This window comes from Enterobacter cloacae complex sp. IR5384, assembly GCF_049237265.1.
GTDB lineage: Bacteria > Pseudomonadota > Gammaproteobacteria > Enterobacterales > Enterobacteriaceae > Enterobacter > Enterobacter cloacae.
Map to the genome: position 1 here is coordinate 237,501 of NZ_JBMKHJ010000003.1, position 25,827 is coordinate 263,327.

Here is a 25,827-nt window from a genome sequence, read left to right on the forward strand (position 1 = left end):
ATCTGCGCTGCAACTCCAACGCTCTTCTGAAAGGATTCTCCATCCCTTTAACGCCTTCGGGCATCACCGACCGGACCGGGTAAAAAATAAATAAAGGTCAGGCGGCGTAACACAACAAAGCAAAACATCACATTGGAGCAGAATAATGAGTATTTCCTTGAAGAAGTCAGGGATGCTGAAGCTTGGTCTGAGCCTGGTGGCTATGACCGTGGCAGCAAGCGTACAGGCAAAAACCCTGGTTTACTGTTCTGAAGGCTCGCCGGAAGGCTTTAACCCACAGCTCTTTACCTCTGGTACGACTTACGACGCAAGCTCTGTGCCGATCTATAACCGTCTGGTTGAATTCAAAACCGGCACCACGGAAGTGATTCCTGGCCTGGCGGAGAAGTGGGACGTCAGCGAAGACGGTAAAACCTATACCTTCCACCTGCGCCAGGGCGTGAAGTGGCAGGACAGCAAAGAATTCAAACCAACGCGCGACTTCAACGCCGATGACGTTGTGTTCTCCTTCGATCGTCAGAAAAACGCTCAGAACCCGTACCACAAAGTGTCCGGCGGCAGCTATGAGTACTTCGAAGGGATGGGTCTGCCAGACCTGATCGCTGAAGTGAAAAAAGTGGACGATAAAACCGTTCAGTTCGTGCTGACTCGCCCGGAAGCGCCATTCCTGGCGGACCTGGCCATGGACTTCGCCTCTATCCTCTCTAAAGAGTACGCGGACAACATGCTGAAAGCCGGCACGCCGGAAAAAGTGGACCTGAACCCAATCGGTACCGGTCCGTTCCAGCTGCTGCAGTACCAGAAAGACTCCCGCATTCTGTACAAAGCGTTCCCGGGCTACTGGGGTACCAAACCACAGATCGACCGTCTGGTCTTCTCCATCACGCCTGACGCGTCTGTGCGTTACGCAAAACTGCAGAAAAACGAATGCCAGGTTATGCCATACCCGAACCCGGCTGATATCGCCCGCATGAAGCAGGACAAGAATATCAACCTGATGGAGCAGGCTGGCCTGAACGTGGGCTATCTCTCTTTCAACACCGAGAAGAAACCGTTTGATGACGTGAAAGTGCGTCAGGCGCTGACCTATGCGGTGAACAAAGAAGCGATCATCAAGGCCGTTTACCAGGGCGCTGGCGTTGCGGCTAAAAACCTGATCCCGCCAACCATGTGGGGCTATAACGATGACGTTAAAGACTATACCTACGACCCAGAGAAAGCGAAAGCGCTGCTGAAGGAAGCAGGGCAGGATAAAGGCTTTACCGTTGAACTGTGGGCGATGCCGGTACAGCGTCCGTACAACCCGAACGCACGCCGTATGGCTGAAATGGTTCAGGCTGACTGGGCGAAAATCGGCGTTCAGGCCAAGATTGTCACCTACGAGTGGGGCGAGTATCTGAAGCGCGCCAAAGCGGGTGAGCATCAGGCAGTGATGATGGGCTGGACCGGTGACAACGGGGATCCGGACAACTTCTTCGCCACCCTCTTCAGCTGTGCGGCGGCAAAAGACGGCTCTAACTACTCTCGCTGGTGTTACAAGCCGTTTGAAGACCTGATCCAGCCGGCGCGTGCCACCGACGATCACAACAAACGTATTGAACTCTACAAGCAGGCACAGGTTGTTATGCACGATCAGGCTCCGGCTCTGATTGTTGCTCACTCCACCGTGTACGAGCCAGTGCGCAAAGAAGTGAAAGGCTACGTGGTTGATCCGCTGGGCAAACACCACTTCGAAAACGTATCTGTTGAATAATCAGTAGGGCGTTCTCCCTCTCCCTGTGGGAGAGGGCAGGGGTGAGGGGCTTGCATGCTAGTCCTCACCCTAACCCTCTCCTGCGGGAGAGGGAATTTACATTTGTGGCAATACAGACGCCACGCCACTGGTCGTGCGTCTTCAGAGAGAATCCGGGTTATGTTGCAGTTCATCCTCCGACGTCTGGGACTTGTCATCCCCACGTTTATCGGTATCACCCTTCTCACTTTTGCCTTCGTCCATATGATCCCCGGCGACCCGGTAATGATTATGGCGGGCGAGCGTGGTATTTCCCCTGAACGTCATGCGCAGCTGCTGGCTGAACTCGGCCTCGATAAGCCGATGTGGCAGCAGTACCTCCACTATATCTGGGGCGTTATGCATGGTGACTTAGGGATTTCACTGAAAAGCCGTCTTCCGGTGTGGGACGAGTTCGTGCCGCGTTTTAAAGCGACACTGGAGCTTGGCATCTGCGCCATGATTTTTGCCACTGCGGTGGGTATCCCTGTCGGGGTGCTGGCTGCCGTTAAACGTGGCTCTATTTTTGACCATACCGCCGTGGGCCTGGCGCTGACCGGCTACTCCATGCCGATCTTCTGGTGGGGCATGATGCTGATTATGCTGGTCTCGGTGCAGCTTAACCTGACGCCGGTCTCCGGACGCGTCAGCGATATGGTCTTCCTCGATGATTCCAACCCGTTGACCGGCTTCATGCTGATTGATACGGCGATATGGGGTGAAGAGGGCAACTTTATTGATGCGGTCGCGCATATGATCCTGCCGGCGATGGTGCTCGGCACGATCCCTCTGGCGGTAATCGTGCGTATGACCCGTTCGTCAATGCTGGAAGTGCTGGGCGAGGATTATATTCGTACCGCGCGTGCCAAGGGCCTGACGCGTATGCGAGTCATCATCGTTCATGCGCTGCGTAACGCCATGCTGCCGGTGGTGACCGTTATCGGTCTGCAGGTGGGTACGCTGCTGGCAGGGGCGATCCTGACCGAAACCATCTTCTCCTGGCCGGGCCTTGGCCGCTGGCTGATTGACGCGCTGCAACGCCGTGACTATCCGGTCGTGCAGGGCGGTGTATTGCTGGTCGCGACGATGATTATTCTCGTCAACCTGCTGGTCGATTTGCTGTACGGCGTGGTGAACCCGCGTATTCGTCATAAGAAGTAAGGGGCCATCATGTCACACGTTTCTGAAAATAAAGTGGTTGCTGCACCGGTTCCAATGACGCCGCTGCAGGAATTCTGGCACTACTTCAAGCGCAATAAAGGCGCGGTAGTGGGGCTGGTCTATGTCTCTGTCATGATCCTGATTGCCGTGTTTGCAAACGTGCTTGCACCGTATAACCCGGCCGATCAGTTCCGTGACGCGCTGCTGGCCCCCCCTGCATGGCAGGACGGCGGGAGCCTGGCTCACCTGTTGGGTACCGATGATGTAGGTCGCGACGTGTTGTCGCGTCTGATGTACGGCGCGCGTCTGTCGCTGCTGGTGGGCTGCCTGGTGGTGGTGCTGTCCCTGATCATGGGGATCATCCTCGGCCTGGTTGCGGGTTATTTTGGTGGCATTGTTGATAACATCATCATGCGTATCGTCGACATCATGCTGGCGCTGCCAAGCCTGCTGCTGGCCCTGGTGCTGGTGGCGATATTTGGCCCGTCGATCGGTAATGCCGCGCTTGCGCTGACCTTCGTGGCACTCCCTCACTACGTGCGTTTAACCCGTGCGGCAGTGCTGGTGGAAGTGAACCGCGACTACGTCACCGCGTCCCGCGTGGCCGGTGCCGGTGCGATGCGCCAGATGTTCGTCAATATCTTCCCGAACTGCCTTGCGCCGCTGATTGTTCAGGCGTCGCTCGGCTTCTCTAACGCCATTCTTGATATGGCCGCTCTTGGCTTCCTGGGCATGGGTGCGCAGCCGCCAACACCGGAGTGGGGCACGATGCTCTCCGACGTGTTGCAGTTCGCACAAAGCGCCTGGTGGGTTGTCACCTTCCCGGGTCTGGCAATTCTGCTGACGGTGCTGGCATTTAACCTGATGGGTGATGGTCTGCGCGATGCACTTGATCCCAAACTGAAGCAGTAAGAGGCACGAGATGGCGTTATTAAATGTAGATAAATTATCGGTGCACTTCGGCGATGAAGGCACCCCGTTTCGCGCCGTGGACCGCATCAGCTACAGCGTAAATCAGGGCGAAGTGGTTGGCATTGTTGGGGAATCCGGTTCCGGTAAGTCCGTAAGCTCACTGGCGATTATGGGGCTGATCGATTATCCGGGCCGCGTGATGGCGGAAAACCTGCAGTTCAATGGTCAGGATCTGAAGCGCATTTCCGAGAAACAGCGCCGCCAGCTGGTGGGCGCGGAAGTGGCGATGATCTTCCAGGACCCGATGACCAGCCTGAACCCCTGCTACACCGTGGGCTTCCAGATTATGGAGGCGATCAAGGTCCATCAGGGCGGTAACAAGAAAACCCGTCGTCAGCGGGCGATCGACCTGCTGAACCAGGTGGGGATCCCTGACCCGGCATCGCGCCTTGATGTCTACCCGCATCAGCTTTCTGGCGGGATGAGTCAGCGTGTGATGATCGCGATGGCAATTGCCTGTCGGCCAAAACTGCTGATTGCCGATGAGCCGACCACAGCGCTGGACGTGACCATCCAGGCGCAAATCATCGAGCTGCTGCTGGAACTGCAGCAGAAAGAGAACATGGCGCTGGTGCTGATTACGCACGACCTGGCGCTGGTGGCTGAAGCAGCACACAAAATCATCGTGATGTATGCAGGACAGGTGGTGGAGACCGGAAGTTCGCACGATATCTTCCGCGCACCGCGTCATCCGTATACCCAGGCGCTTTTACGTGCGCTGCCGGAGTTTGCCCAGGATAAAGCGCGTCTGGCGTCGCTGCCGGGTGTGGTACCGGGTAAATATGACCGTCCGCAGGGCTGCCTGCTGAATCCGCGTTGCCCGTATGCGACGGATAAATGCCGTGCAGAAGAGCCTGAGCTGAACCAGCTGGCTGACGGTCGTCAGTCGAAATGCCACTACCCACTCGATGATGCCGGGAGGCCAACACTATGAGTACGCAACAGGCCACCACGCAACAACCGCTGTTGCAGGCTATCGACCTGAAAAAACACTACCCGGTGAAGAAGGGGATTTTTGCCCCTGAGCGCCTGGTGAAAGCGCTGGACGGCGTCTCCTTTACCCTCGAACGCGGTAAAACGCTGGCGGTGGTCGGGGAGTCGGGCTGCGGCAAATCAACCTTAGGCCGTCTGCTGACGATGATTGAAACGCCTACCGGCGGCGAGCTCTATTATCAGGGACAGGATCTGCTCAAGCACGATCCGCAGGCGCAGAAGCTGCGTCGCCAGAAAATCCAGATTGTGTTCCAGAACCCGTACGGTTCATTGAACCCGCGCAAGAAAGTGGGGCAGATACTGGAAGAGCCGCTGCTGATTAACAGTAATCTCAGCAAAGAGCAGCGTCGTGAAAAAGCGCTGGCGATGATGGCGAAAGTCGGCCTGAAAACCGAGCATTACGATCGCTACCCGCATATGTTCTCTGGCGGTCAGCGCCAGCGTATCGCCATCGCCCGTGGCCTGATGCTCGATCCGGATGTCGTGATTGCCGATGAACCGGTCTCAGCGCTCGACGTTTCCGTACGCGCACAGGTGCTGAATCTGATGATGGATCTGCAGCAGGAGCTGGGGCTGTCTTACGTATTTATCTCCCACGACCTGTCGGTGGTAGAGCATATCGCTGATGAAGTAATGGTAATGTATCTGGGGCGCTGCGTGGAGAAGGGGACGAAAGATCAGATCTTTAATAACCCTCGCCACCCGTACACCCAGGCGCTGCTCTCTGCGACACCTCGCCTGAACCCGGACGATCGTCGTGAGCGTATTAAGCTGACCGGTGAATTGCCAAGTCCGCTGAATCCACCTCCGGGATGTGCGTTCAACGCCCGTTGCAGTCGCCGCTTTGGCCCTTGCACCCAGCTACAGCCGCAGCTGAAAGATTATCGCGGTCAGCTGGTCGCCTGCTTTGCGGTCGATCAGGATGAAAACGGCGAAAAGCCGCAGGCGTAAACAAAAAAACCGGCGTTAAGCCGGTTTTTTTATGTCTGCTAACCTATTTCCGCAAACGAATCTGGTCGACAGCGTGTTTCTCGCTCTTGGTGAGGATCAGGCTCGCCCGCTCGCGGGTAGGGAGAATGTTCTCTTTCAGGTTTACGTAGTTGATCTCGTTCCACAGGCCTGTTGCCACCTTCACCGCCTCTTCTTCAGAAAGCTGGGCGTAGTGATGGAAATAGGAGTCCGGGTCGGTGAACGCCCCTTCGCGGAACTTCAGGAAGCGGTTGATATACCAGCTTTGCAGCAAATCTTCCGGTGCGTCGACATAAATAGAGAAATCGACGAAGTCAGAGACAAACACGTGATGCGGATCGTGAGGATAATCCATCCCACTCTGCAGCACATTTAACCCTTCCAGAATCAGAATGTCTGGCTGCACCACCGTTTTGTCTCCGCCCGGAATGCGATCATAGATCAGGTGCGAATAGACCGGCGCCGTGACGTTAGGCACGCCGGATTTCAGGTCAGAGACAAATTTCACCAGACGGTGCATGTCATAAGAGAGCGGGAAGCCCTTCTTCTTCATCAGCCCGCGTTCTTTTAACACCTCATTGGGGTGCAGAAAGCCGTCGGTGGTGATCAACTCCACGCTGCGGTGTTCTGGCCAGCGGCTCAGGAGAGCCTGCAAGACACGCGCGGTTGTGCTTTTACCTACCGCCACGCTGCCGGCAATACTGATGATATAAGGAATGCGTTGACCATTGGTTCCCAGGAACTGCTCCAGCACCGCCTGACGGCGCAGGTTGGAACTGATATAGAAGTTAAGCAAGCGTGAGAGGGGGAGATAAATTTCTGCCACTTCTTCCAGGGACAGATCTTCGTTTATCCCTTTTAACCGTGCGATTTCACCTTCCGTCAGCGTCATAGGGACGGAATCACGCAGGGCAGCCCACTGGCTGCGGTTAAAGTGAAGATAAGGCGTCATTAACGTTTGCTCTTTTTTGCTCATAAGCATGCTTCAGTGAGCCAGCATCACACTGCCGGATCATGGCTCATCACACAGTTAATTTTGGACAATGGGCAGGAGGTTAACACCAGATGACAGGAATAATAAGAAAAAAGATGGAAAGCGCTGCGTTACGCGGAAGCCGTCACGCTAAGGTGTATGCGATGCAATTCGCTCATATATGTTGAATATTTGACCGTGAATGGCTACTTTTACAGCGCTTGATGCGTGGTTAGCATAAAATGTGAGCGAAAGAACGTTTTATGCAAATTTTTAGTTGCATGACCGCGCAGGTATCCATAGAATGCGCGCTACTTGATGCCGACTTAGCTCAGTAGGTAGAGCAACTGACTTGTAATCAGTAGGTCACCAGTTCGATTCCGGTAGTCGGCACCATCAAGTCCGGTGGGGTTCCCGAGCGGCCAAAGGGAGCAGACTGTAAATCTGCCGTCACAGACTTCGAAGGTTCGAATCCTTCCCCCACCACCACTTTCTGGCAGCGTAAATGCCGCCGGAGCTGGTTTAAAAGCTGAATCAGCTCGAACTTAAAAAGAGAGAAATCTCTTTTTTTGTTACAGAAAGAACTGGGTAGCCGAGTTTCAGGATGCGGGCATCGTATAATGGCTATTACCTCAGCCTTCCAAGCTGATGATGCGGGTTCGATTCCCGCTGCCCGCTCCAATACGTGCTGATATGGCTCAGTTGGTAGAGCGCACCCTTGGTAAGGGTGAGGTCCCCAGTTCGACTCTGGGTATCAGCACCACTTCACTTCTCCTTCCCGTTTCTCTCTGTTTCAATTTTACTTGATTCAACAGTTCAGGCATTTCGCCTGGTTGATGTGGTGATATCACCGATTTATCCGTGTCTTAGAGGGACAATCGATGTCTAAAGAAAAGTTTGAACGTACAAAACCGCACGTTAACGTCGGTACTATCGGCCACGTTGACCATGGTAAAACAACGCTGACCGCTGCAATCACTACCGTTCTGGCAAAAACCTACGGTGGTTCTGCTCGTGCATTCGACCAGATCGATAACGCGCCAGAAGAAAAAGCTCGTGGTATCACCATCAACACCTCTCACGTTGAATATGACACCCCGACTCGCCACTACGCACACGTAGACTGCCCAGGCCACGCCGACTATGTTAAAAACATGATCACCGGTGCTGCGCAGATGGACGGCGCGATCCTGGTAGTAGCTGCGACTGACGGCCCAATGCCTCAGACTCGTGAGCACATCCTGCTGGGTCGTCAGGTAGGCGTTCCTTACATCATCGTGTTCCTGAACAAATGCGACATGGTTGATGACGAAGAGCTGCTGGAACTGGTAGAGATGGAAGTTCGTGAACTGCTGTCTCAGTACGATTTCCCAGGCGACGATACCCCAATCGTTCGTGGTTCCGCGCTGAAAGCGCTGGAAGGCGACGCAGAGTGGGAAGCGAAAATCATCGAACTGGCTGGCTACCTGGATTCTTACATCCCAGAACCAGAGCGTGCGATTGATAAGCCATTCCTGCTGCCAATTGAAGACGTATTCTCCATCTCCGGTCGTGGTACCGTTGTTACCGGTCGTGTAGAGCGCGGTATCATCAAAGTGGGTGAAGAAGTTGAAATCGTTGGTATCAAAGAGACTGCGAAGTCTACCTGTACTGGCGTTGAAATGTTCCGCAAACTGCTGGACGAAGGCCGTGCTGGTGAGAACGTTGGTGTTCTGCTGCGTGGTATCAAACGTGAAGAAATCGAACGTGGTCAGGTTCTGGCGAAGCCAGGCTCAATCAAGCCACACACCAAGTTCGAATCTGAAGTGTACATCCTGTCCAAAGACGAAGGCGGCCGTCATACTCCGTTCTTCAAAGGCTACCGTCCACAGTTCTACTTCCGTACAACTGACGTGACCGGTACCATCGAACTGCCAGAAGGCGTAGAGATGGTAATGCCAGGCGACAACATCAAGATGGTTGTGACTCTGATCCACCCAATCGCGATGGACGACGGTCTGCGTTTCGCAATCCGTGAAGGTGGCCGTACCGTTGGCGCGGGCGTGGTTGCTAAAGTTCTCGGCTAATTGCTGATAACATTTGACGCAATGCGCAATAAAAGGGCATCATTTGATGCCCTTTTTGCACGCTTTCACGCCAGAACCTGGCTCATCAGTGATTATTTTTGTCATAATCATTGCTGAGACAGGCTCTGCAGAGAGCGTAAAATTCGAAAAGCGAATTAGCATTTCGATTTGGTTTGCCTCGCGATCGCGGGGTGAAAATGTTTGTAGAATACTTCTGACAGGTTGGTTTATGAGTGCGAATACCGAAGCTCAAGGGAGCGGGCGCGGCCTGGAAGCGATGAAATGGGTAGTGGTAGCCGTTCTGCTGATCGTAGCGATCGTCGGCAACTATCTTTATCGTGACATTATGCTGCCGCTACGCGCGCTTGCAGTGGTAATTCTGATTGCTGCAGCGGGTGGTGTCGCGCTGTTGACGACAAAAGGCAAAGCGACTGTCGCTTTTGCCCGCGAAGCGCGTACCGAAGTCCGTAAGGTAATTTGGCCGACTCGCCAGGAAACATTGCACACCACGCTGATCGTAGCGGCGGTAACCGCTGTAATGTCACTGATCCTGTGGGGACTGGATGGTATTCTGGTTCGCCTGGTATCCTTTATCACTGGCCTGAGGTTCTGAGATGTCTGAAGCCCCTAAAAAGCGCTGGTACGTCGTTCAGGCGTTTTCCGGTTTTGAAGGCCGCGTAGCAACGTCGCTGCGTGAGCATATCAAATTACACAACATGGAAGAGTTATTTGGCGAAGTTATGGTTCCGACCGAAGAAGTGGTCGAGATCCGTGGCGGCCAACGCCGCAAAAGCGAGCGTAAATTCTTCCCGGGTTACGTGCTGGTTCAGATGGTTATGAACGACGCGAGCTGGCACCTTGTGCGCAGCGTACCGCGCGTGATGGGCTTTATCGGCGGCACGTCTGACCGTCCGGCTCCAATCAGCGACAAAGAAGTTGATGCGATTATGAACCGCCTGCAGCAGGTGGGTGATAAGCCGCGTCCGAAAACGCTGTTTGAACCGGGTGAAATGGTTCGTGTTAATGACGGTCCGTTTGCTGACTTTAATGGCGTGGTCGAAGAAGTGGATTACGAGAAATCCCGCCTGAAAGTTTCTGTTTCTATCTTCGGTCGTGCGACCCCGGTAGAACTGGACTTTGCCCAGGTAGAAAAAGCCTAAGCAGCGATCAAAAAAGCGGCGATTTAATCGTTGCACAGGGCGCGAGATTGGAATACAATTTCGCGCCTTTTGTTTTTATGGGCCACGGCCTGTAAAACGATTTTATTCACGGGGAGCCTCGCTGAGGCGCTATCACCCAATCAGAGGATTTTAGAATGGCTAAGAAAGTACAAGCCTACGTCAAGCTGCAGGTTGCAGCTGGTATGGCGAACCCAAGTCCACCAGTTGGTCCAGCTCTGGGTCAGCAGGGTGTGAACATCATGGAATTCTGTAAAGCGTTTAACGCCAAAACTGAATCCCTGGAAAAAGGTCTGCCAATCCCAGTTGTAATCACTGTTTACGCTGACCGTTCTTTCACTTTCGTTACCAAAACCCCTCCTGCAGCAGTTCTGCTGAAGAAAGCGGCTGGTATCAAGTCTGGTTCCGGTAAACCGAACAAAGACAAAGTGGGTAAAATTTCCCGCGCTCAGCTGCAGGAAATCGCGCAGACCAAAGCTGCCGACATGACTGGTGCCGACATTGAAGCGATGACTCGCTCTATCGAAGGTACTGCACGTTCCATGGGCCTGGTAGTGGAGGACTAAGAAATGGCTAAACTGACCAAGCGCATGTCCGTGATCCGTGACAAAGTTGATGCGACCAAACAGTACGACATCAACGAAGCTATCGCTCTGCTGAAAGAACTGGCTACCGCTAAGTTCGTTGAAAGCGTTGACGTTGCTGTTAACCTGGGCATCGATGCTCGTAAATCTGATCAGAACGTTCGTGGTGCAACTGTACTGCCACACGGTACTGGCCGTTCCGTTCGCGTAGCTGTATTTACTCAGGGTGCAAACGCAGAAGCTGCTAAAGCTGCTGGCGCTGAACTGGTAGGTATGGAAGATCTGGCTGACCAGATCAAAAAAGGCGAAATGAACTTTGACGTTGTTATCGCATCTCCAGATGCAATGCGCGTTGTTGGCCAGCTGGGCCAGGTTCTGGGTCCACGCGGCCTGATGCCAAACCCGAAAGTGGGTACTGTAACCCCTAACGTTGCTGAAGCGGTTAAGAACGCTAAAGCAGGTCAGGTTCGTTATCGTAACGACAAAAATGGCATCATCCACACCACCATCGGTAAAGTGGACTTCGACGCTGACAAACTGAAAGAAAACCTGGAAGCTCTGCTGGTTGCGCTGAAAAAAGCAAAACCAACTCAGGCGAAAGGCGTGTACATCAAGAAAGTTAGCATCTCCACCACCATGGGTGCAGGTGTTGCAGTTGACCAGGCTGGCCTGAGCGCTGCTGCAAACTAATGCCTTTACGTGGGCGGTGATTTTGTCTACAATCTTACCCCCACGTTTGCTAACGAAAGTTAGCGGCTAAAAGAATTGTTCGTTGGAGCCTGGCCTAATCCAGGCCTCCGTCGAAGACCGCAGGTGTTTCGCAAGAGACTTAATCCCCTGCGTAGACGGTGACAGAACGCTAAGATTATTTTTGGATATTCTGGCTTGTTTCTGCTCACCGTATTAAGACGCTCTTTCCGTTGGGAAGAGTGAAGTGAGTTCCGGAACATGAGTTCCGGCAAACATCCAGGAGCAAAAGCTAATGGCTTTAAATCTTCAAGACAAACAAGCGATTGTTGCTGAAGTCAGCGAAGTAGCCAAAGGCGCGCTGTCTGCAGTAGTTGCGGATTCCCGTGGCGTAACTGTAGATAAAATGACTGAACTGCGTAAAGCAGGTCGTGAAGCTGGCGTTTACATGCGTGTTGTTCGTAACACCCTGCTGCGCCGTGCTGTTGAAGGTACCTCTTTTGAGTGCCTGAAAGACACGTTTGTTGGTCCGACCCTGATTGCATACTCTATGGAACACCCGGGCGCTGCTGCTCGTCTGTTCAAAGAGTTCGCGAAAGCGAATGCAAAATTTGAGGTCAAAGCCGCTGCCTTTGAAGGTGAGCTGATCCCGGCGTCTCAGATCGACCGCCTGGCAACTCTGCCGACCTACGAAGAAGCAATTGCACGCCTGATGGCAACCATGAAAGAAGCTTCGGCTGGCAAACTGGTTCGTACTCTGGCTGCTGTACGCGATGCGAAAGAAGCTGCTTAATCGCAGTTATCTTTATAAAGCATCTGCTTACGTATAAACTTATTCTGATATTCAGGAACAATTTAAATGTCTATCACTAAAGATCAAATCATTGAAGCAGTATCCGCTATGTCCGTAATGGACGTTGTTGAGCTGATCTCTGCAATGGAAGAAAAATTCGGTGTTTCTGCTGCTGCTGCTGTAGCTGTTGCTGCTGGCCCAGCTGCTGACGCTGCTGAAGAGAAAACTGAATTCGACGTAATTCTGAAAGCTGCTGGCGCGAACAAAGTTGCAGTAATCAAAGCTGTTCGTGGCGCTACCGGTCTGGGTCTGAAAGAAGCTAAAGACCTGGTAGAATCTGCTCCAGCTGCGCTGAAAGAAGGCGTGAGCAAAGACGACGCAGAAGCACTGAAAAAATCTCTGGAAGAAGCTGGCGCTGAAGTTGAAGTTAAATAAGCCAACTTTTCTGGTTGCAGCCTAAGTAATTAGGCTGATGGCTGGTGACTTTTTAGTCACCAGCCTTTTTGCGCTGTAAGGCCTCGGTAGCATTTCACACTGTTTGACTATCGATGTGTCTTTCAATGCTTGTTTCTATCGACGACTTAATATACTGCGACAGGGTGCTCGCTCTGTGTAAATCGCAATGAAATGGTTTAAGCGTGATAGCAACAGGTATTGCGGAAAGTATTCAATTTTCCGGTCCACAAAATGGTGTTGCACAAACTGTCCCTTCGTCGGACAGATGGGTCGACTTGTCAGCGAGCTGAGGAACCCTATGGTTTACTCCTATACCGAGAAAAAACGTATTCGTAAGGATTTTGGTAAACGTCCACAAGTTCTGGACATTCCATATCTCCTTTCTATCCAGCTTGACTCGTTCCAGAAGTTTATCGAGCAAGATCCTGAAGGGCAGTACGGTCTGGAAGCAGCCTTCCGTTCCGTGTTCCCAATTCAGAGCTACAGCGGTAACTCCGAGCTGCAGTACGTCAGCTACCGCCTTGGCGAACCGGTGTTTGACGTTCAGGAATGTCAGATCCGTGGCGTGACCTATTCCGCACCGCTGCGCGTAAAACTGCGTCTGGTGATCTACGAGCGCGAAGCGCCGGAAGGCACTGTTAAAGACATTAAAGAACAAGAAGTCTACATGGGTGAAATTCCACTCATGACAGACAACGGTACTTTCGTTATCAACGGTACTGAGCGTGTTATCGTTTCCCAGCTGCACCGTAGCCCGGGCGTCTTCTTCGACAGCGATAAAGGTAAAACACACTCTTCCGGTAAAGTACTGTATAACGCGCGCATCATTCCTTACCGTGGTTCATGGCTGGACTTCGAGTTCGATCCAAAAGACAACCTGTTTGTCCGTATCGACCGTCGTCGTAAACTGCCTGCAACCATCATTCTGCGCGCACTGAACTATACCACTGAACAGATCCTGGACCTGTTCTTTGAAAAAGTGATCTTTGAAATCCGCGACAATAAGCTGCAGATGGAGCTGGTGCCGGAACGTCTGCGTGGTGAGACCGCGTCGTTCGACATCGAAGCCGACGGCAAAGTGTATGTGGAAAAAGGTCGCCGTATTACCGCGCGCCACATCCGTCAGCTGGAAAAAGATGATATCAAACACATCGAAGTTCCGGTTGAATACATTGCAGGAAAAGTAGCCGCGAAAGATTACGTTGATGAATCAACTGGCGAGCTGATCTGCCCGGCTAACATGGAGCTGAGCCTGGATCTGCTGGCTAAGCTGAGTCAGGCTGGCCACAAACGTATCGAAACGCTGTTCACTAACGATCTGGACCACGGTCCGTACATCTCTGAGACTGTACGCGTCGACCCAACCAACGATCGTCTGAGCGCGCTGGTAGAAATCTACCGCATGATGCGTCCTGGTGAGCCACCAACTCGCGAAGCGGCTGAAAGCCTGTTCGAGAACCTGTTCTTCTCTGAAGACCGCTACGATCTGTCTGCGGTTGGTCGTATGAAGTTCAACCGTTCTCTGCTGCGCGATGAGATCGAAGGTTCCGGTATCCTGAGCAAAGACGACATCATCGAAGTGATGAAGAAGCTCATCGATATCCGTAACGGTAAAGGCGAAGTGGACGACATCGACCACCTCGGCAACCGTCGTATCCGTTCCGTAGGCGAAATGGCGGAAAACCAGTTCCGCGTTGGCCTGGTGCGTGTAGAGCGTGCGGTGAAAGAGCGTCTGTCTTTGGGCGATCTGGATACCCTGATGCCTCAGGATATGATCAACGCCAAGCCGATTTCTGCAGCCGTGAAAGAGTTCTTCGGTTCCAGCCAGCTGTCTCAGTTTATGGACCAGAACAACCCGCTGTCTGAGATTACGCACAAACGTCGTATCTCTGCACTCGGCCCAGGCGGTCTGACCCGTGAACGCGCAGGCTTCGAAGTTCGAGACGTACACCCGACTCACTACGGTCGCGTATGTCCAATCGAAACGCCTGAAGGTCCAAACATCGGTCTGATCAACTCCCTGTCCGTGTACGCACAGACAAACGAATACGGTTTCCTTGAGACCCCGTACCGTAAAGTGACTGACGGTGTTGTTACCGACGAAATTCATTACCTGTCTGCTATTGAAGAAGGCAACTACGTTATCGCTCAGGCGAACTCCAACCTGGATGACGAAGGCCACTTTGTAGAAGATCTGGTTACCTGCCGTAGCAAAGGCGAATCCAGCTTGTTCAGCCGCGACCAGGTTGACTACATGGACGTATCCACCCAGCAGGTGGTATCCGTCGGTGCGTCCCTGATCCCGTTCCTGGAACACGATGACGCCAACCGTGCATTGATGGGTGCGAACATGCAACGTCAGGCCGTTCCAACTCTGCGTGCTGATAAGCCGCTGGTTGGTACCGGTATGGAACGTGCTGTTGCCGTTGACTCCGGTGTTACTGCAGTGGCTAAGCGTGGCGGTACCGTTCAGTACGTTGACGCATCCCGTATCGTTATCAAAGTTAACGAAGACGAGATGTATCCGGGCGAAGCGGGTATCGACATCTACAACCTGACTAAATACACCCGTTCTAACCAAAACACCTGTATCAACCAGATGCCTTGCGTATCTCTGGGTGAGCCAGTTGAGCGCGGCGACGTGCTGGCAGACGGTCCGTCCACCGACCTTGGTGAACTGGCGCTCGGTCAGAACATGCGCGTAGCGTTCATGCCGTGGAACGGTTACAACTTCGAAGACTCCATCCTCGTCTCCGAACGTGTGGTACAGGAAGATCGTTTCACCACCATCCACATTCAGGAACTGGCCTGTGTGTCCCGTGACACCAAGCTGGGGCCAGAAGAGATCACCGCTGACATCCCTAACGTGGGTGAAGCTGCGCTCTCTAAACTGGATGAATCCGGTATCGTTTACATCGGTGCGGAAGTGACCGGCGGCGACATTCTGGTTGGTAAGGTAACGCCGAAAGGTGAAACCCAGCTGACGCCAGAAGAGAAACTGCTGCGTGCAATCTTCGGTGAGAAAGCGTCTGACGTTAAAGACTCTTCTCTGCGCGTACCAAACGGTGTTTCCGGTACGGTTATCGACGTTCAGGTCTTCACCCGTGACGGCGTTGAGAAAGATAAACGTGCGCTGGAAATCGAAGAGATGCAGCTCAAACAGGCTAAGAAAGACCTGTCTGAAGAACTGCAGATCCTCGAAGCGGGTCTGTTCAGCCGTATCTACGCGGTGCTGGTTGCCGGTGGCGTTGAAGCTGAGAAGCTCGACAAACTGCCACGCGATCGCTGGCTGGAACTGGGCCTGACCGACGAAGAGAAACAAAATCAGCTGGAACAGCTGGCTGAGCAGTATGACGAACTGAAACACGAGTTCGAGAAAAAACTCGAAGCGAAACGCCGCAAAATCACTCAGGGCGACGATCTGGCACCAGGCGTGCTGAAGATTGTTAAGGTGTATCTGGCTGTTAAACGTCAGATCCAGCCTGGTGATAAGATGGCAGGTCGTCACGGTAACAAGGGTGTTATCTCTAAGATCAACCCGATCGAAGATATGCCGCACGATGCTAACGGTACGCCGGTAGATATCGTACTGAACCCACTGGGCGTACCGTCTCGTATGAACATCGGTCAGATTCTGGAAACCCACCTGGGTATGGCTGCGAAAGGTATCGGCGACAAGATTAACGCCATGCTGAAACAGCAGCAGGAAGTCGCGAAACTGCGCGAATTCATCCAGCGTGCCTACGATCTGGGCACCGATGTGCGTCAGAAAGTCGACCTGAACACCTTCAGCGATGAAGAAGTGCTGCGTCTGGCAGAGAACCTGCGCAAAGGTATGCCAATTGCAACGCCGGTATTCGACGGTGCAAAAGAAGCTGAAATTAAAGAGCTGCTGCAACTGGGTGGTCTGCCAACGTCTGGTCAGATTACGCTGTTTGACGGCCGTACCGGTGAACAGTTCGAGCGTCCGGTAACCGTAGGTTACATGTACATGCTGAAACTGAACCACCTGGTCGACGACAAAATGCACGCTCGTTCTACCGGTTCTTACAGCCTGGTTACTCAGCAGCCGCTGGGTGGTAAGGCACAGTTCGGTGGTCAGCGCTTCGGGGAGATGGAAGTGTGGGCGCTGGAAGCATACGGCGCAGCATACACCCTGCAGGAAATGCTCACCGTTAAGTCTGATGACGTGAACGGTCGTACCAAGATGTATAAGAACATCGTGGACGGCAACCATCAGATGGAACCGGGCATGCCAGAGTCCTTCAACGTACTGTTGAAAGAGATTCGTTCGCTGGGTATCAACATCGAACTGGAAGACGAGTAATTCTCGCTCAAACAGGTCACTGCTGTCGGGTTAACGCCCGACAGCAGAGTGTGCTAACTCCGACGGGAGCAAATCCGTGAAAGACTTATTAAAGTTTCTGAAAGCGCAAACTAAAACCGAAGAGTTTGATGCGATCAAAATTGCTCTGGCTTCGCCAGACATGATCCGTTCATGGTCTTTCGGTGAAGTTAAAAAGCCGGAAACCATCAACTACCGTACGTTCAAACCTGAGCGTGACGGCCTTTTCTGTGCACGTATTTTCGGGCCAGTAAAAGATTACGAGTGCCTGTGCGGTAAGTACAAGCGCCTGAAACACCGTGGTGTGATCTGTGAGAAGTGCGGCGTTGAAGTGACCCAGACCAAAGTGCGCCGTGAGCGCATGGGCCACATCGAGCTGGCGTCTCCGACTGCTCACATCTGGTTCCTGAAATCTCTGCCGTCCCGTATCGGCCTGCTGCTGGATATGCCGCTGCGCGATATCGAACGTGTTCTGTACTTCGAATCTTATGTGGTTATCGAAGGCGGGATGACGAACCTGGAACGTCACCAGATCCTGACTGAAGAGCAGTATCTGGACGCGCTGGAAGAGTTCGGTGACGAATTCGATGCGAAGATGGGTGCGGAAGCTATTCAGGCCCTGCTGAAGAGCATGGATCTGGAGCAAGAGTGCGAGCAGCTGCGTGAAGAGCTGAACGAAACCAACTCCGAAACCAAGCGTAAAAAGCTGACCAAGCGTATCAAACTGCTGGAAGCGTTCGTTCAGTCTGGTAACAAGCCAGAGTGGATGATCCTGACCGTTCTGCCGGTTCTGCCGCCAGATCTGCGTCCGCTGGTTCCGCTGGATGGTGGTCGTTTCGCAACGTCCGATCTGAACGATCTGTATCGTCGCGTGATCAACCGTAACAACCGTCTGAAACGTCTGCTGGATCTGGCTGCGCCGGACATTATCGTACGCAACGAAAAACGTATGCTGCAGGAAGCGGTAGATGCCCTGCTGGATAACGGTCGTCGCGGTCGTGCGATCACCGGTTCTAACAAACGTCCTCTGAAATCTTTGGCCGACATGATCAAAGGTAAACAGGGTCGTTTCCGTCAGAACCTGCTCGGTAAGCGTGTTGACTACTCCGGTCGTTCTGTAATCACCGTAGGTCCATACCTGCGTCTGCATCAGTGCGGTCTGCCGAAGAAAATGGCACTGGAGCTGTTCAAACCATTCATCTACGGCAAACTGGAACTGCGAGGACTCGCCACCACCATCAAAGCCGCTAAGAAAATGGTTGAGCGTGAAGAAGCTGTCGTTTGGGATATCCTGGACGAAGTGATCCGCGAACACCCGGTACTGCTGAACCGTGCACCAACTCTGCACCGTCTGGGTATCCAGGCATTTGAGCCAGTCCTGATCGAAGGTAAAGCTATTCAGCTGCACCCACTGGTTTGTGCGGCGTATAACGCCGACTTCGATGGTGACCAGATGGCTGTTCACGTACCGCTGACGCTGGAAGCCCAGCTCGAAGCGCGTGCGCTGATGATGTCTACCAACAACATCCTGTCTCCAGCGAACGGCGAGCCAATCATCGTTCCTTCTCAGGACGTTGTATTGGGTCTGTACTACATGACCCGTGACTGTGTTAACGCTAAAGGCGAAGGCATGGTGCTGACTGGCCCGAAAGAAGCTGAGCGTATTTATCGCGCTGGCCTGGCCTCTCTGCATGCGCGCGTTAAAGTGCGTATCACTGAATACGAAAAAGATGCTAACGGCGAATTCGTTGCGAAAACCAGCCTGAAAGACACGACTATCGGCCGTGCCATTCTGTGGATGATCGTACCGAAAGGTCTGCCTTTCTCCATCGTCAACCAGGCGCTGGGTAAGAAAGCGATCTCCAAAATGCTGAACACCTGTTACCGCATTCTGGGTCTGAAGCCGACTGTTATCTTCGCTGACCAGACAATGTACACCGGCTTTGCTTATGCAGCGCGTTCAGGTGCATCTGTTGGTATCGATGACATGGTCATCCCAGAGAAGAAACACGAGATCATCTCTGAAGCAGAAGCTGAAGTTGCGGAAATCCAGGAGCAGTTCCAGTCTGGTCTGGTAACCGCGGGCGAACGCTACAACAAAGTTATCGATATCTGGGCTGCGGCGAACGATCGTGTATCCAAAGCGATGATGGATAACCTGCAAACCGAAACCGTGATTAACCGTGACGGCGTAGAAGAGCAGCAGGTTTCCTTCAACAGCATTTACATGATGGCCGACTCCGGTGCACGTGGTTCTGCAGCACAGATTCGTCAGCTGGCAGGTATGCGTGGTCTGATGGCGAAGCCAGATGGCTCCATCATCGAAACGCCAATCACCGCGAACTTCCGTGAAGGTCTGAACGTACTCCAGTACTTCATCTCCACGCACGGTGCGCGTAAAGGTCTGGCGGATACCGCACTGAAAACAGCGAACTCCGGTTATCTGACGCGTCGTCTGGTTGACGTTGCGCAGGATCTGGTGGTGACCGAAGACGATTGTGGCACCCTTGAAGGTATCACCATGACTCCGGTTATCGAGGGTGGTGATGTTAAAGAGCCACTGCGCGATCGCGTACTGGGTCGTGTTACCGCGGAAGACATTCTGAAGCCGGGTACCGCAGACATTCTGGTTCCACGCAACACGCTGCTGCACGAACAGTGGTGTGACCTGCTGGAAGCGAACTCTGTTGACTCCGTGAAAGTGCGTTCCGTTGTATCCTGTGACACCGACTTTGGTGTATGTGCGCACTGCTACGGTCGTGACCTGGCACGTGGCCACATCATCAACAAAGGTGAAGCCATCGGCGTTATCGCGGCACAGTCCATCGGTGAGCCGGGTACACAGCTGACGATGCGTACGTTCCACATCGGTGGTGCGGCATCTCGTGCGGCTGCTGAATCCAGCATCCAGGTGAAAAACAAAGGTAGCATCAAGCTCAGCAACGCGAAATCGGTTGTGAACTCCAGCGGTAAACTGGTTATCACTTCTCGTAACACCGAACTGAAGCTGATCGACGAATTCGGTCGTACCAAAGAGAGCTATAAAGTGCCTTACGGTGCTGTTATGGCGAAAGGTGATGGCGAGCAGGTTGCCGGCGGTGAAACCGTTGCAAACTGGGATCCACATACCATGCCAGTTATCACCGAAGTGAGTGGTTTCATCCGCTTCACTGACATGATCGACGGCCAGACCATTACTCGTCAGACTGACGAGCTGACCGGTCTGTCTTCTCTGGTAGTTCTGGATTCTGCTGAACGTACTACCGGCGGTAAAGATCTGCGTCCTGCCCTGAAAATCGTTGATGCTCAGGGTAACGACGTTCTGATCCCTGGTACCGATATGCCTGCGCAGTACTTCCTGCCTGGTAAAGCGATTGTACAGCTGGAAGATGGCGTACAGATCAGCTCTGGTGACACCCTGGCGCGTATTCCTCAGGAATCCGGCGGTACCAAGGACATCACCGGTGGTCTGCCACGCGTTGCGGACCTGTTCGAAGCACGTCGTCCGAAAGAGCCGGCAATCCTGGCTGAAATCAGCGGTATCATCTCCTTCGGTAAAGAGACCAAAGGTAAACGCCGTCTGGTTATCACCCCGGTAGATGGCAGCGAGCCGTACGAAGAGATGATTCCTAAGTGGCGTCAGCTCAACGTGTTCGAAGGTGAACGCGTAGAACGTGGTGACGTGGTTTCCGACGGTCCAGAAGCGCCGCACGACATCCTGCGTCTGCGTGGTGTGCATGCTGTTACGCGTTACATTGTTAACGAAGTACAGGACGTATACCGTCTGCAGGGCGTTAAGATTAACGATAAACACATCGAAGTTATCGTTCGTCAGATGCTGCGTAAAGCGACCATCGAGAACGCGGGCAGCTCCGAGTTCCTGGAAGGCGAGCAGGTTGAGTACTCACGCGTCAAGATCGCTAACCGCGAACTGGAAGCGAACGGCAAAATCGGTGCGACCTTCTCGCGCGATCTGCTGGGTATCACCAAAGCGTCTCTGGCAACCGAGTCCTTCATATCTGCAGCATCGTTCCAGGAAACCACTCGTGTCCTGACCGAAGCCGCTGTTGCAGGTAAACGTGATGAACTGCGCGGTCTGAAAGAGAACGTTATCGTGGGTCGTCTGATCCCGGCGGGTACCGGTTATGCGTACCATCAGGATCGTATGCGTCGTCGTGCTGCAGGCGAACTGCCAGCTGCACCGCAGGTGACTGCTGAAGATGCATCCGCGAGCCTGGCAGAGCTGCTGAACGCAGGTCTGGGCGGTTCCGACAACGAGTAATCGTTGATGCCGTAAATAAAAAACCCGCCTCGGCGGGTTTTTTTACAGCTGTAGCTTTTAATTCAGCAACGGTATGCGTCGATAAAGCTCAATCATGTCGCCCGCCAGATCCTGGATGACCATCGCGTTCATCAGGTGATCCTGAGAATGGACGGTAATCAGGTTAACCGGAAGCTTCCCGGTGCCTTCATCAAGACCAATAAGCTGTGTCTGGATGGTGTGCGCATGCTTCACATACTCGCGCGACTCTTCCATCGCCTTTTCGGCTTCGTCAAAGTCACCTTTACGCGCCATCTGTAATGCCGTCAGGGCAGCACTGCGCGCCGCACCCGCGTTGACCAGCAATTCCATGATTGTCGTTTCTAAGTCTTCCATTATGACTCCAGCAGTTTGAGCGCTTTTTCCAGTACGGCATCACCTTTCATCATGCCGTAATCCATCATGTCGATCACCGCGACCTTTTTACCCAGCGGCTCGGCCTGGGCCTGAAGTTTCGCCTGCTCGTATTTAACCTGTGGCCCCAGTAATACGATGTCGGCCGTCGCGATGTTGTCTTTAAATTCCGCGACCGGAACGGCTTTAATGGTGACTTCAACCCCTTTTTTCTGCGCGGCGTCTTTCATACGTTGAACCAGCATGCTCGTTGACATTCCCGCTGCACAGCATAAAACGATGTTCTTCATAATCAGCCTCGATCTACATGTGTTTATTGATAATTATCCCGTGCAGACTGCTTCAACAACCGCTTTACCGTGATTGTGTGTCAGGCATCACAAAGAAATCGGCATTTTTCTGAAACCGGTTACAATTTTGCGCCGGGCAGCGAAAATCAGCCGACGGACGTTCGAATAATGCGGTTTTTTCCCTGCTGTTTCGCGCTGTAGAGGGCGTTATCTACGCTCCCCACCAGTTCTTCCAGCGGTTCGAAATGCCATTCCCCCAGACCGGCACTGAACGTTACCCGCAGGTTTTCTTCCCGCCAGACGCGTTTTTCAACGGTGGTTCGCCACGCGTCCAGTAACGAGAATGCGCTAGCGATCTGGTCAGCCTGGAAAATCACTGCGAACTCTTCTCCACCGTAGCGGTAAACCGAGACGTTATGCGGCTGCATTATCTGGATCCCTTCACGCGCCACGTTACGCAGGACAATATCACCGCTCAGGTGACCCCAGGTGTCGTTAATCGATTTAAAGTTGTCGATGTCAATCAGCGCCAGGGCGAAAGGCTGGTGGGCACTGAGTAGCTCATCCACATCGCTATCAAATGCCCGACGGTTTTTGCAGCCGGTGAGTGCATCATGGGTGGCCTGGCGCACATAGGCCATCTCACGCGCTTTGTTGGACTGGATAGTATGGCTAAGCATCGCTTCCAGACGCGGAGCCTGGTTGACGTCGCCGGTTTTGATGGCGTTGATAATCGTCATCAGCACGGTACGCGACTCATGGCGCAGGTACAGACCGAAGAGGATGATAATGATGGCCGCCAGCGCAAAACCCCAGCCGACGATAGTGGTCTCATGGCGGGTAATGTCGGTGAGCGTTGCGCCCGAAACCCGGTAGATGACAAACCAGTCCGGGTTGGTGAAGGAGTAGTAGTAATACCAGGCTTTGGTTTTCTTATCATACAGATGGCCTTCGCCGCTGGTCATTTTGTCCATCAGCGCTTCGCTCACGTACTGCTTGAAGAGTGCGCCCGGATCAGGATGAAGCACCACGGCACCGTCGCGTTCGACAACAAAGAATTCCCCTTGTACAGGCGCTACCATCTGACGAAGGGTAAACCCCATGGAGGTCAAATCGAGATGAAATGCTATTGTACCCTTGAGCCGTCCTTCCGGAGAAATCAACGGCTTATAAAGAGTGACCGTGGGATGCCCGGTAAAATAGTCCATGTAAGGGCGGGTATAGTGGCTGAAGATGCTGGCTTCCGCCTGGGCGATGAACCATGGACGCGTCCGGGGATCGAAGGTTTTGCTCTTTTCCGTGGGAAGTACCTCCGGCGCGCGCAGATAACGGCCCTGGGTGTCTGTCAGAGAAATGGAAGAGACGGTCGGCATCAGGTTCTGTAGATGCATCAACATCTGTAAACCCTGCGACGGATTGACGTTCAGCATCTCGTTCAGCGTGTCGTTGCGTGAAAAATAGAGCGCCGAACGCCCAAGGATATAGTCGTTTTCACGCAGGATAGATTCGGTGTAGTTCACCGCCAGGTTGTGGGTGAAGTTACCATTAATCTTATGATAATCCTCAAGAAAATCTTTTTGTTGTGAAAGGGTAACCACGACCGCGATCAGCGCAAAACTGCACAGGATCCCCGCAAAGCTGAGCATAATGGGTCGGGTAAAAGAGAGCTTTCTGCTGTGAAGTGCCATGAGTTGTACATCAATCCTGATGGTGAGTTTTTCGTCTGCCGATATCCTCTCAGCATAGTCGCTGTCCTGCGGTTAGCTGTGAATTATACGGAACACAGTTTCAGATGAGATGATTTATCTTAAGAACCATTAAGAAAATACTCATTCACTGGCGGGCGGCGTGTGCAATGAATCAGAGGCAGGGCGAAACGAGGAAGAAGCTTTTCGCCCTGGTCAGCTTCCGTTGCTGACGGCATGACAATAAAAAACCGGACGATAGATGACAATCGTCCGGTTGTGACTCTCCAGAGCGCCTCGACAATTTTTTAACGGCTTGCAGTGCGTTTCAACGCATTTGCGAGGCTCTTCCCAGCCAACTATCCCAGTCTTTCCAGACCGGTTGTAACCCCTGCGCGGTCAGGGCGGCGGCAACTGCTTCTGGCCGTCGACCATCATGTGGCGCAAATTGTTCCAGCTCCGGATGGTCGTCGGCGTAGCCCCCTGGCTGCGTTTTGGAGAACGCACTGACGTTGTTAATCGCAAGCGGGATCACGCGGTCACGAAACTCAGGAGATTCACGCGTCGAGAGGGATAATTCAACCTCCGGGGCAAGCAGGCGAAACGCACAGATGGCCTGGACCAGCTGACGTTCGTCCATTACCGAGGCGGGTTCAACACCTCCCGTACATGGCCGCAAGCGTGGGAAAGAGATGGAGTAACGGCTTTGCCAGTAGTGCTGCTGCAGCCATAGCAGGTGTTCCGCTACCATGTAGCAATCCACTCGCCAGCTATCTGATAGCCCAATCAGCGCACCCAGACCGATTTTGTCGATCCCGGCCCGGCCCAGTCTGTCCGGGGTCTCCAGCCGGAAGAAGAAATCCTGTTTCTTTCCCTTCAGGTGATGCCGGGCATACGTCGCCTCGTGGTAGGTTTCCTGATACACCATCACTCCGTCCAGCCCGAGGGTTTTAAGCTCCGCGTATTCCTCCTGCGACAGGGGTTGAACCTCCATCTGTAGCGACGCGAACTGACGGCGAATGGCCGGAAAGTGCTGTCGAAAATAGTCCATCCCGACTTTGCTCTGATGTTCACCCGTGACCAGCAGGAGATGCTCAAAACCCATTTCACGGATGGCGGCACACTCACGGGCGATTTCACTCTCATCGAGTGTTTTCCGCTTGATGCGGTTGCTCATGGAGAAGCCGCAGTAGGTGCAGTCATTCGCGCACAGGTTAGAGAGATAGAGCGGTACGTAAAAGCTCACCGTGTTGCCAAAACGCTGGCGGGTGAGCCTCTGAGCGCGCTGGGCCATCGGCTCAAGAAAGGTGCTCGCCGCCGGAGAGAGCAGGGCCATCATATCGTCGCGGGACAGGTGACGGGCTTGTAAGGCGCGCTCCACGTCAGCCTGCGTTTTACTGTTGATACGCAGGGCAATATCGTCCCAGTTAAGCTGCCGCCAGCGGTCGGTAAAGGTGGTCATGAGAGCGCCTCCAGAAAGCCGGTCAACGGGCTGGTGGCCTGTGCCTGAAAACTGCGCGTTCCCGGGCCAGACTCTCGTGCCAGCAAGCCAGCCTCCACGGCCATGCGGAACGCACGGGCCATCCTGATGGGGTCGTCGGCGACCGCAATGGCCGTGTTCACCAGCACGGCACTTGCTCCCATCTCCAGCGCCTGGGCGGCATGGCTGGGCACGCCAATGCCTGCATCCACCACCACCGGCACGGTGGCTTGCTCAATGATGATCTCCAGCATGGCGCGGGTCTCCAGGCCCTGATTAGAACCAATTGGAGCGCCCAGCGGCATGACGGCAGCGCAGCCGACCTCTTCCAGCCGTTTACACAGCACGGGATCGGCCCCGCAGTAGGGCAGAACGGTAAAGCCTTGCTGCACCAGCTTTTCGGCCGCTTTTAACGTTTCGATGGGGTCGGGCAACAGCCAGCGCGCATCCGGATGTATTTCCAGTTTCAGCCAGTGGGTACCCAGCGCTTCACGAGCCAGCTGAGCCGCAAAAATCGCTTCTTCAGCCGTTTTCGCTCCGGAGGTATTGGGCAGCAGGGTAACGCCAGCATCCAGCAATGGTGCCAGAATGGCGTCGCTGTGATGGCGCAGATCGACGCGCTTGAGCGCCAGCGTCACCAGCTGGCTGCCGCTTTCACGGATGGCATCCACCATCAGCTGCGGCGAGGCGAATTTTCCGGTCCCGGTAAACAGATGTGAATCAAAGACTTTATCAGCAATACGTAACAT

General features: G+C 53.6%; 20 protein-coding genes and 4 tRNA genes. 18 read left to right on the plus strand and 6 right to left on the minus strand.

Features of this window, described 5'->3' with window-relative positions; translation table 11 throughout:
• Positions 1-145: 145 nt before the first annotated feature.
• From dppA to dppF, 5 genes are all read left to right on the plus strand, one after another.
• A complete protein-coding gene (dppA, locus tag ACOTX3_RS04730) occupies positions 146-1,753 on the plus strand; it encodes a dipeptide ABC transporter periplasmic-binding protein DppA (RefSeq protein ID WP_023620080.1) in 1,608 nt (535 codons plus the stop codon).
• A 159-nt stretch (positions 1,754-1,912) separates the two neighbouring features.
• Positions 1,913-2,932, plus strand: coding sequence for a dipeptide ABC transporter permease DppB (gene dppB / locus ACOTX3_RS04735; protein ID WP_014830232.1), 1,020 nt, complete (start codon positions 1,913-1,915; stop codon positions 2,930-2,932).
• A 9-nt stretch (positions 2,933-2,941) separates the two neighbouring features.
• A complete protein-coding gene (gene dppC, locus ACOTX3_RS04740; RefSeq protein ID WP_020684504.1) occupies positions 2,942-3,844 on the plus strand; it encodes a dipeptide ABC transporter permease DppC in 903 nt (300 codons plus the stop codon).
• A gap of 10 nt (positions 3,845-3,854) precedes the next feature.
• The gene (gene dppD / locus ACOTX3_RS04745) at positions 3,855-4,838 is read left to right on the plus strand and encodes a dipeptide ABC transporter ATP-binding protein (protein WP_013094994.1); all 984 of its coding nucleotides are present in this window, start codon (positions 3,855-3,857) and stop codon (positions 4,836-4,838) included.
• The gene (gene dppF, locus ACOTX3_RS04750) at positions 4,835-5,848 is read left to right on the plus strand and encodes a dipeptide ABC transporter ATP-binding subunit DppF (protein ID WP_014830234.1); all 1,014 of its coding nucleotides are present in this window, start codon (positions 4,835-4,837) and stop codon (positions 5,846-5,848) included. Before dppD ends, dppF begins: the two co-directional genes overlap by 4 nt.
• Positions 5,849-5,891: 43 nt before the next feature.
• Here the strand turns inward: dppF and coaA are convergent, their stop codons facing one another.
• Positions 5,892-6,842, minus strand: coding sequence for a type I pantothenate kinase (coaA, locus tag ACOTX3_RS04755; protein ID WP_013094996.1), 951 nt, complete (start codon positions 6,840-6,842; stop codon positions 5,892-5,894).
• 317 nt (positions 6,843-7,159) lie between these two features.
• Here coaA and ACOTX3_RS04760 point away from each other — a divergent pair.
• The 13 genes from ACOTX3_RS04760 to rpoC all read left to right on the plus strand — a co-directional run bounded on the left by ACOTX3_RS04760 (position 7,160) and on the right by rpoC (position 21,230).
• A tRNA-Thr gene (locus tag ACOTX3_RS04760) sits at positions 7,160-7,235 on the plus strand.
• An 8-nt stretch (positions 7,236-7,243) separates the two neighbouring features.
• A tRNA-Tyr gene (locus tag ACOTX3_RS04765) sits at positions 7,244-7,328 on the plus strand.
• 117 nt (positions 7,329-7,445) lie between these two features.
• Positions 7,446-7,520, plus strand: a tRNA-Gly gene (locus ACOTX3_RS04770).
• Between the two features lie 6 nt (positions 7,521-7,526).
• Positions 7,527-7,602: transfer RNA gene (locus ACOTX3_RS04775), tRNA-Thr, on the plus strand.
• Between the two features lie 118 nt (positions 7,603-7,720).
• Positions 7,721-8,905, plus strand: coding sequence for an elongation factor Tu (gene tuf, locus ACOTX3_RS04780; protein ID WP_013094997.1), 1,185 nt, complete (start codon positions 7,721-7,723; stop codon positions 8,903-8,905).
• 229 nt (positions 8,906-9,134) lie between these two features.
• Positions 9,135-9,518: a preprotein translocase subunit SecE gene (gene secE / locus ACOTX3_RS04785; RefSeq protein ID WP_013094999.1), complete on the plus strand. Its 384-nt coding sequence runs from the start codon at positions 9,135-9,137 to the stop codon at positions 9,516-9,518.
• 1 nt (position 9,519) lies between these two features.
• Positions 9,520-10,065, plus strand: coding sequence for a transcription termination/antitermination protein NusG (gene nusG, locus ACOTX3_RS04790; RefSeq protein ID WP_003862341.1), 546 nt, complete (start codon positions 9,520-9,522; stop codon positions 10,063-10,065).
• 155 nt (positions 10,066-10,220) lie between these two features.
• Positions 10,221-10,649, plus strand: coding sequence for a 50S ribosomal protein L11 (gene rplK / locus ACOTX3_RS04795; protein ID WP_008503452.1), 429 nt, complete (start codon positions 10,221-10,223; stop codon positions 10,647-10,649).
• 3 nt (positions 10,650-10,652) lie between these two features.
• Positions 10,653-11,357 (plus strand): 50S ribosomal protein L1, encoded by a 705-nt coding sequence (gene rplA / locus ACOTX3_RS04800; RefSeq protein WP_013095000.1) that lies wholly within the window; start codon positions 10,653-10,655, stop codon positions 11,355-11,357.
• Between the two features lie 292 nt (positions 11,358-11,649).
• Positions 11,650-12,147, plus strand: coding sequence for a 50S ribosomal protein L10 (rplJ, locus tag ACOTX3_RS04805; protein WP_013095001.1), 498 nt, complete (start codon positions 11,650-11,652; stop codon positions 12,145-12,147).
• Positions 12,148-12,213: 66 nt separating this feature from the next.
• A complete protein-coding gene (gene rplL / locus ACOTX3_RS04810; RefSeq protein WP_013095002.1) occupies positions 12,214-12,582 on the plus strand; it encodes a 50S ribosomal protein L7/L12 in 369 nt (122 codons plus the stop codon).
• A 319-nt stretch (positions 12,583-12,901) separates the two neighbouring features.
• On the plus strand, positions 12,902-16,930 hold the full coding sequence (gene rpoB / locus ACOTX3_RS04815) for a DNA-directed RNA polymerase subunit beta (RefSeq protein WP_008503453.1): 4,029 nt from the start codon (positions 12,902-12,904) through the stop codon (positions 16,928-16,930).
• A 76-nt stretch (positions 16,931-17,006) separates the two neighbouring features.
• Positions 17,007-21,230, plus strand: coding sequence for a DNA-directed RNA polymerase subunit beta' (rpoC, locus tag ACOTX3_RS04820; protein WP_013095003.1), 4,224 nt, complete (start codon positions 17,007-17,009; stop codon positions 21,228-21,230).
• 57 nt (positions 21,231-21,287) lie between these two features.
• Here the strand turns inward: rpoC and ACOTX3_RS04825 are convergent, their stop codons facing one another.
• The 5 genes from ACOTX3_RS04825 to thiG form a co-directional block, all read right to left on the minus strand.
• On the minus strand, positions 21,288-21,605 hold the full coding sequence (locus ACOTX3_RS04825) for a PTS lactose/cellobiose transporter subunit IIA (RefSeq protein WP_013095004.1): 318 nt from the start codon (positions 21,603-21,605) through the stop codon (positions 21,288-21,290).
• Positions 21,605-21,913 carry a PTS sugar transporter subunit IIB gene (locus ACOTX3_RS04830; RefSeq protein ID WP_023334100.1) on the minus strand — a complete coding sequence of 103 codons (309 nt, stop codon included), beginning with the start codon at positions 21,911-21,913 and terminating at the stop codon, positions 21,605-21,607. The genes ACOTX3_RS04825 and ACOTX3_RS04830 overlap by 1 nt, the downstream gene beginning before the upstream one ends.
• A gap of 146 nt (positions 21,914-22,059) precedes the next feature.
• On the minus strand, positions 22,060-23,601 hold the full coding sequence (locus tag ACOTX3_RS04835) for a sensor domain-containing diguanylate cyclase (RefSeq protein ID WP_058679393.1): 1,542 nt from the start codon (positions 23,599-23,601) through the stop codon (positions 22,060-22,062).
• Positions 23,602-23,926: 325 nt separating this feature from the next.
• Positions 23,927-25,060, minus strand: coding sequence for a 2-iminoacetate synthase ThiH (gene thiH, locus ACOTX3_RS04840; RefSeq protein ID WP_058679394.1), 1,134 nt, complete (start codon positions 25,058-25,060; stop codon positions 23,927-23,929).
• Complete coding sequence (gene thiG, locus ACOTX3_RS04845) at positions 25,057-25,827, minus strand: thiazole synthase (RefSeq protein WP_013095008.1); 771 nt, start codon at positions 25,825-25,827, stop codon at positions 25,057-25,059. Before thiG ends, thiH begins: the two co-directional genes overlap by 4 nt.

Excerpts from the sequence above, each read along its gene's own strand:
- dppA (WP_023620080.1), top strand. The coding sequence starts at position 146 with ATGAGTATTTCCTTGAAGAAGTCAGGGATGCTGAAGCTTGGTCTGAGC.
- dppB (WP_014830232.1), top strand. The coding sequence starts at position 1,913 with ATGTTGCAGTTCATCCTCCGACGTCTGGGACTTGTCATCCCCACGTTT.
- dppC (WP_020684504.1), top strand. The coding sequence starts at position 2,942 with ATGTCACACGTTTCTGAAAATAAAGTGGTTGCTGCACCGGTTCCAATG.
- dppD (WP_013094994.1), top strand. The coding sequence starts at position 3,855 with ATGGCGTTATTAAATGTAGATAAATTATCGGTGCACTTCGGCGATGAA.
- dppF (WP_014830234.1), top strand. The coding sequence starts at position 4,835 with ATGAGTACGCAACAGGCCACCACGCAACAACCGCTGTTGCAGGCTATC.
- coaA (WP_013094996.1), bottom strand. The coding sequence starts at position 6,842 with ATGAGCAAAAAAGAGCAAACGTTAATGACGCCTTATCTTCACTTTAAC.
- tuf (WP_013094997.1), top strand. The coding sequence starts at position 7,721 with ATGTCTAAAGAAAAGTTTGAACGTACAAAACCGCACGTTAACGTCGGT.
- secE (WP_013094999.1), top strand. The coding sequence starts at position 9,135 with ATGAGTGCGAATACCGAAGCTCAAGGGAGCGGGCGCGGCCTGGAAGCG.
- nusG (WP_003862341.1), top strand. The coding sequence starts at position 9,520 with ATGTCTGAAGCCCCTAAAAAGCGCTGGTACGTCGTTCAGGCGTTTTCC.
- rplK (WP_008503452.1), top strand. The coding sequence starts at position 10,221 with ATGGCTAAGAAAGTACAAGCCTACGTCAAGCTGCAGGTTGCAGCTGGT.
- rplA (WP_013095000.1), top strand. The coding sequence starts at position 10,653 with ATGGCTAAACTGACCAAGCGCATGTCCGTGATCCGTGACAAAGTTGAT.
- rplJ (WP_013095001.1), top strand. The coding sequence starts at position 11,650 with ATGGCTTTAAATCTTCAAGACAAACAAGCGATTGTTGCTGAAGTCAGC.
- rplL (WP_013095002.1), top strand. The coding sequence starts at position 12,214 with ATGTCTATCACTAAAGATCAAATCATTGAAGCAGTATCCGCTATGTCC.
- rpoB (WP_008503453.1), top strand. The coding sequence starts at position 12,902 with ATGGTTTACTCCTATACCGAGAAAAAACGTATTCGTAAGGATTTTGGT.
- ACOTX3_RS04825 (WP_013095004.1), bottom strand. The coding sequence starts at position 21,605 with ATGGAAGACTTAGAAACGACAATCATGGAATTGCTGGTCAACGCGGGT.
- ACOTX3_RS04830 (WP_023334100.1), bottom strand. The coding sequence starts at position 21,913 with ATGAAGAACATCGTTTTATGCTGTGCAGCGGGAATGTCAACGAGCATG.
- ACOTX3_RS04835 (WP_058679393.1), bottom strand. The coding sequence starts at position 23,601 with ATGGCACTTCACAGCAGAAAGCTCTCTTTTACCCGACCCATTATGCTC.
- thiH (WP_058679394.1), bottom strand. The coding sequence starts at position 25,060 with ATGACCACCTTTACCGACCGCTGGCGGCAGCTTAACTGGGACGATATT.
- thiG (WP_013095008.1), bottom strand. The coding sequence starts at position 25,827 with ATGTTACGTATTGCTGATAAAGTCTTTGATTCACATCTGTTTACCGGG.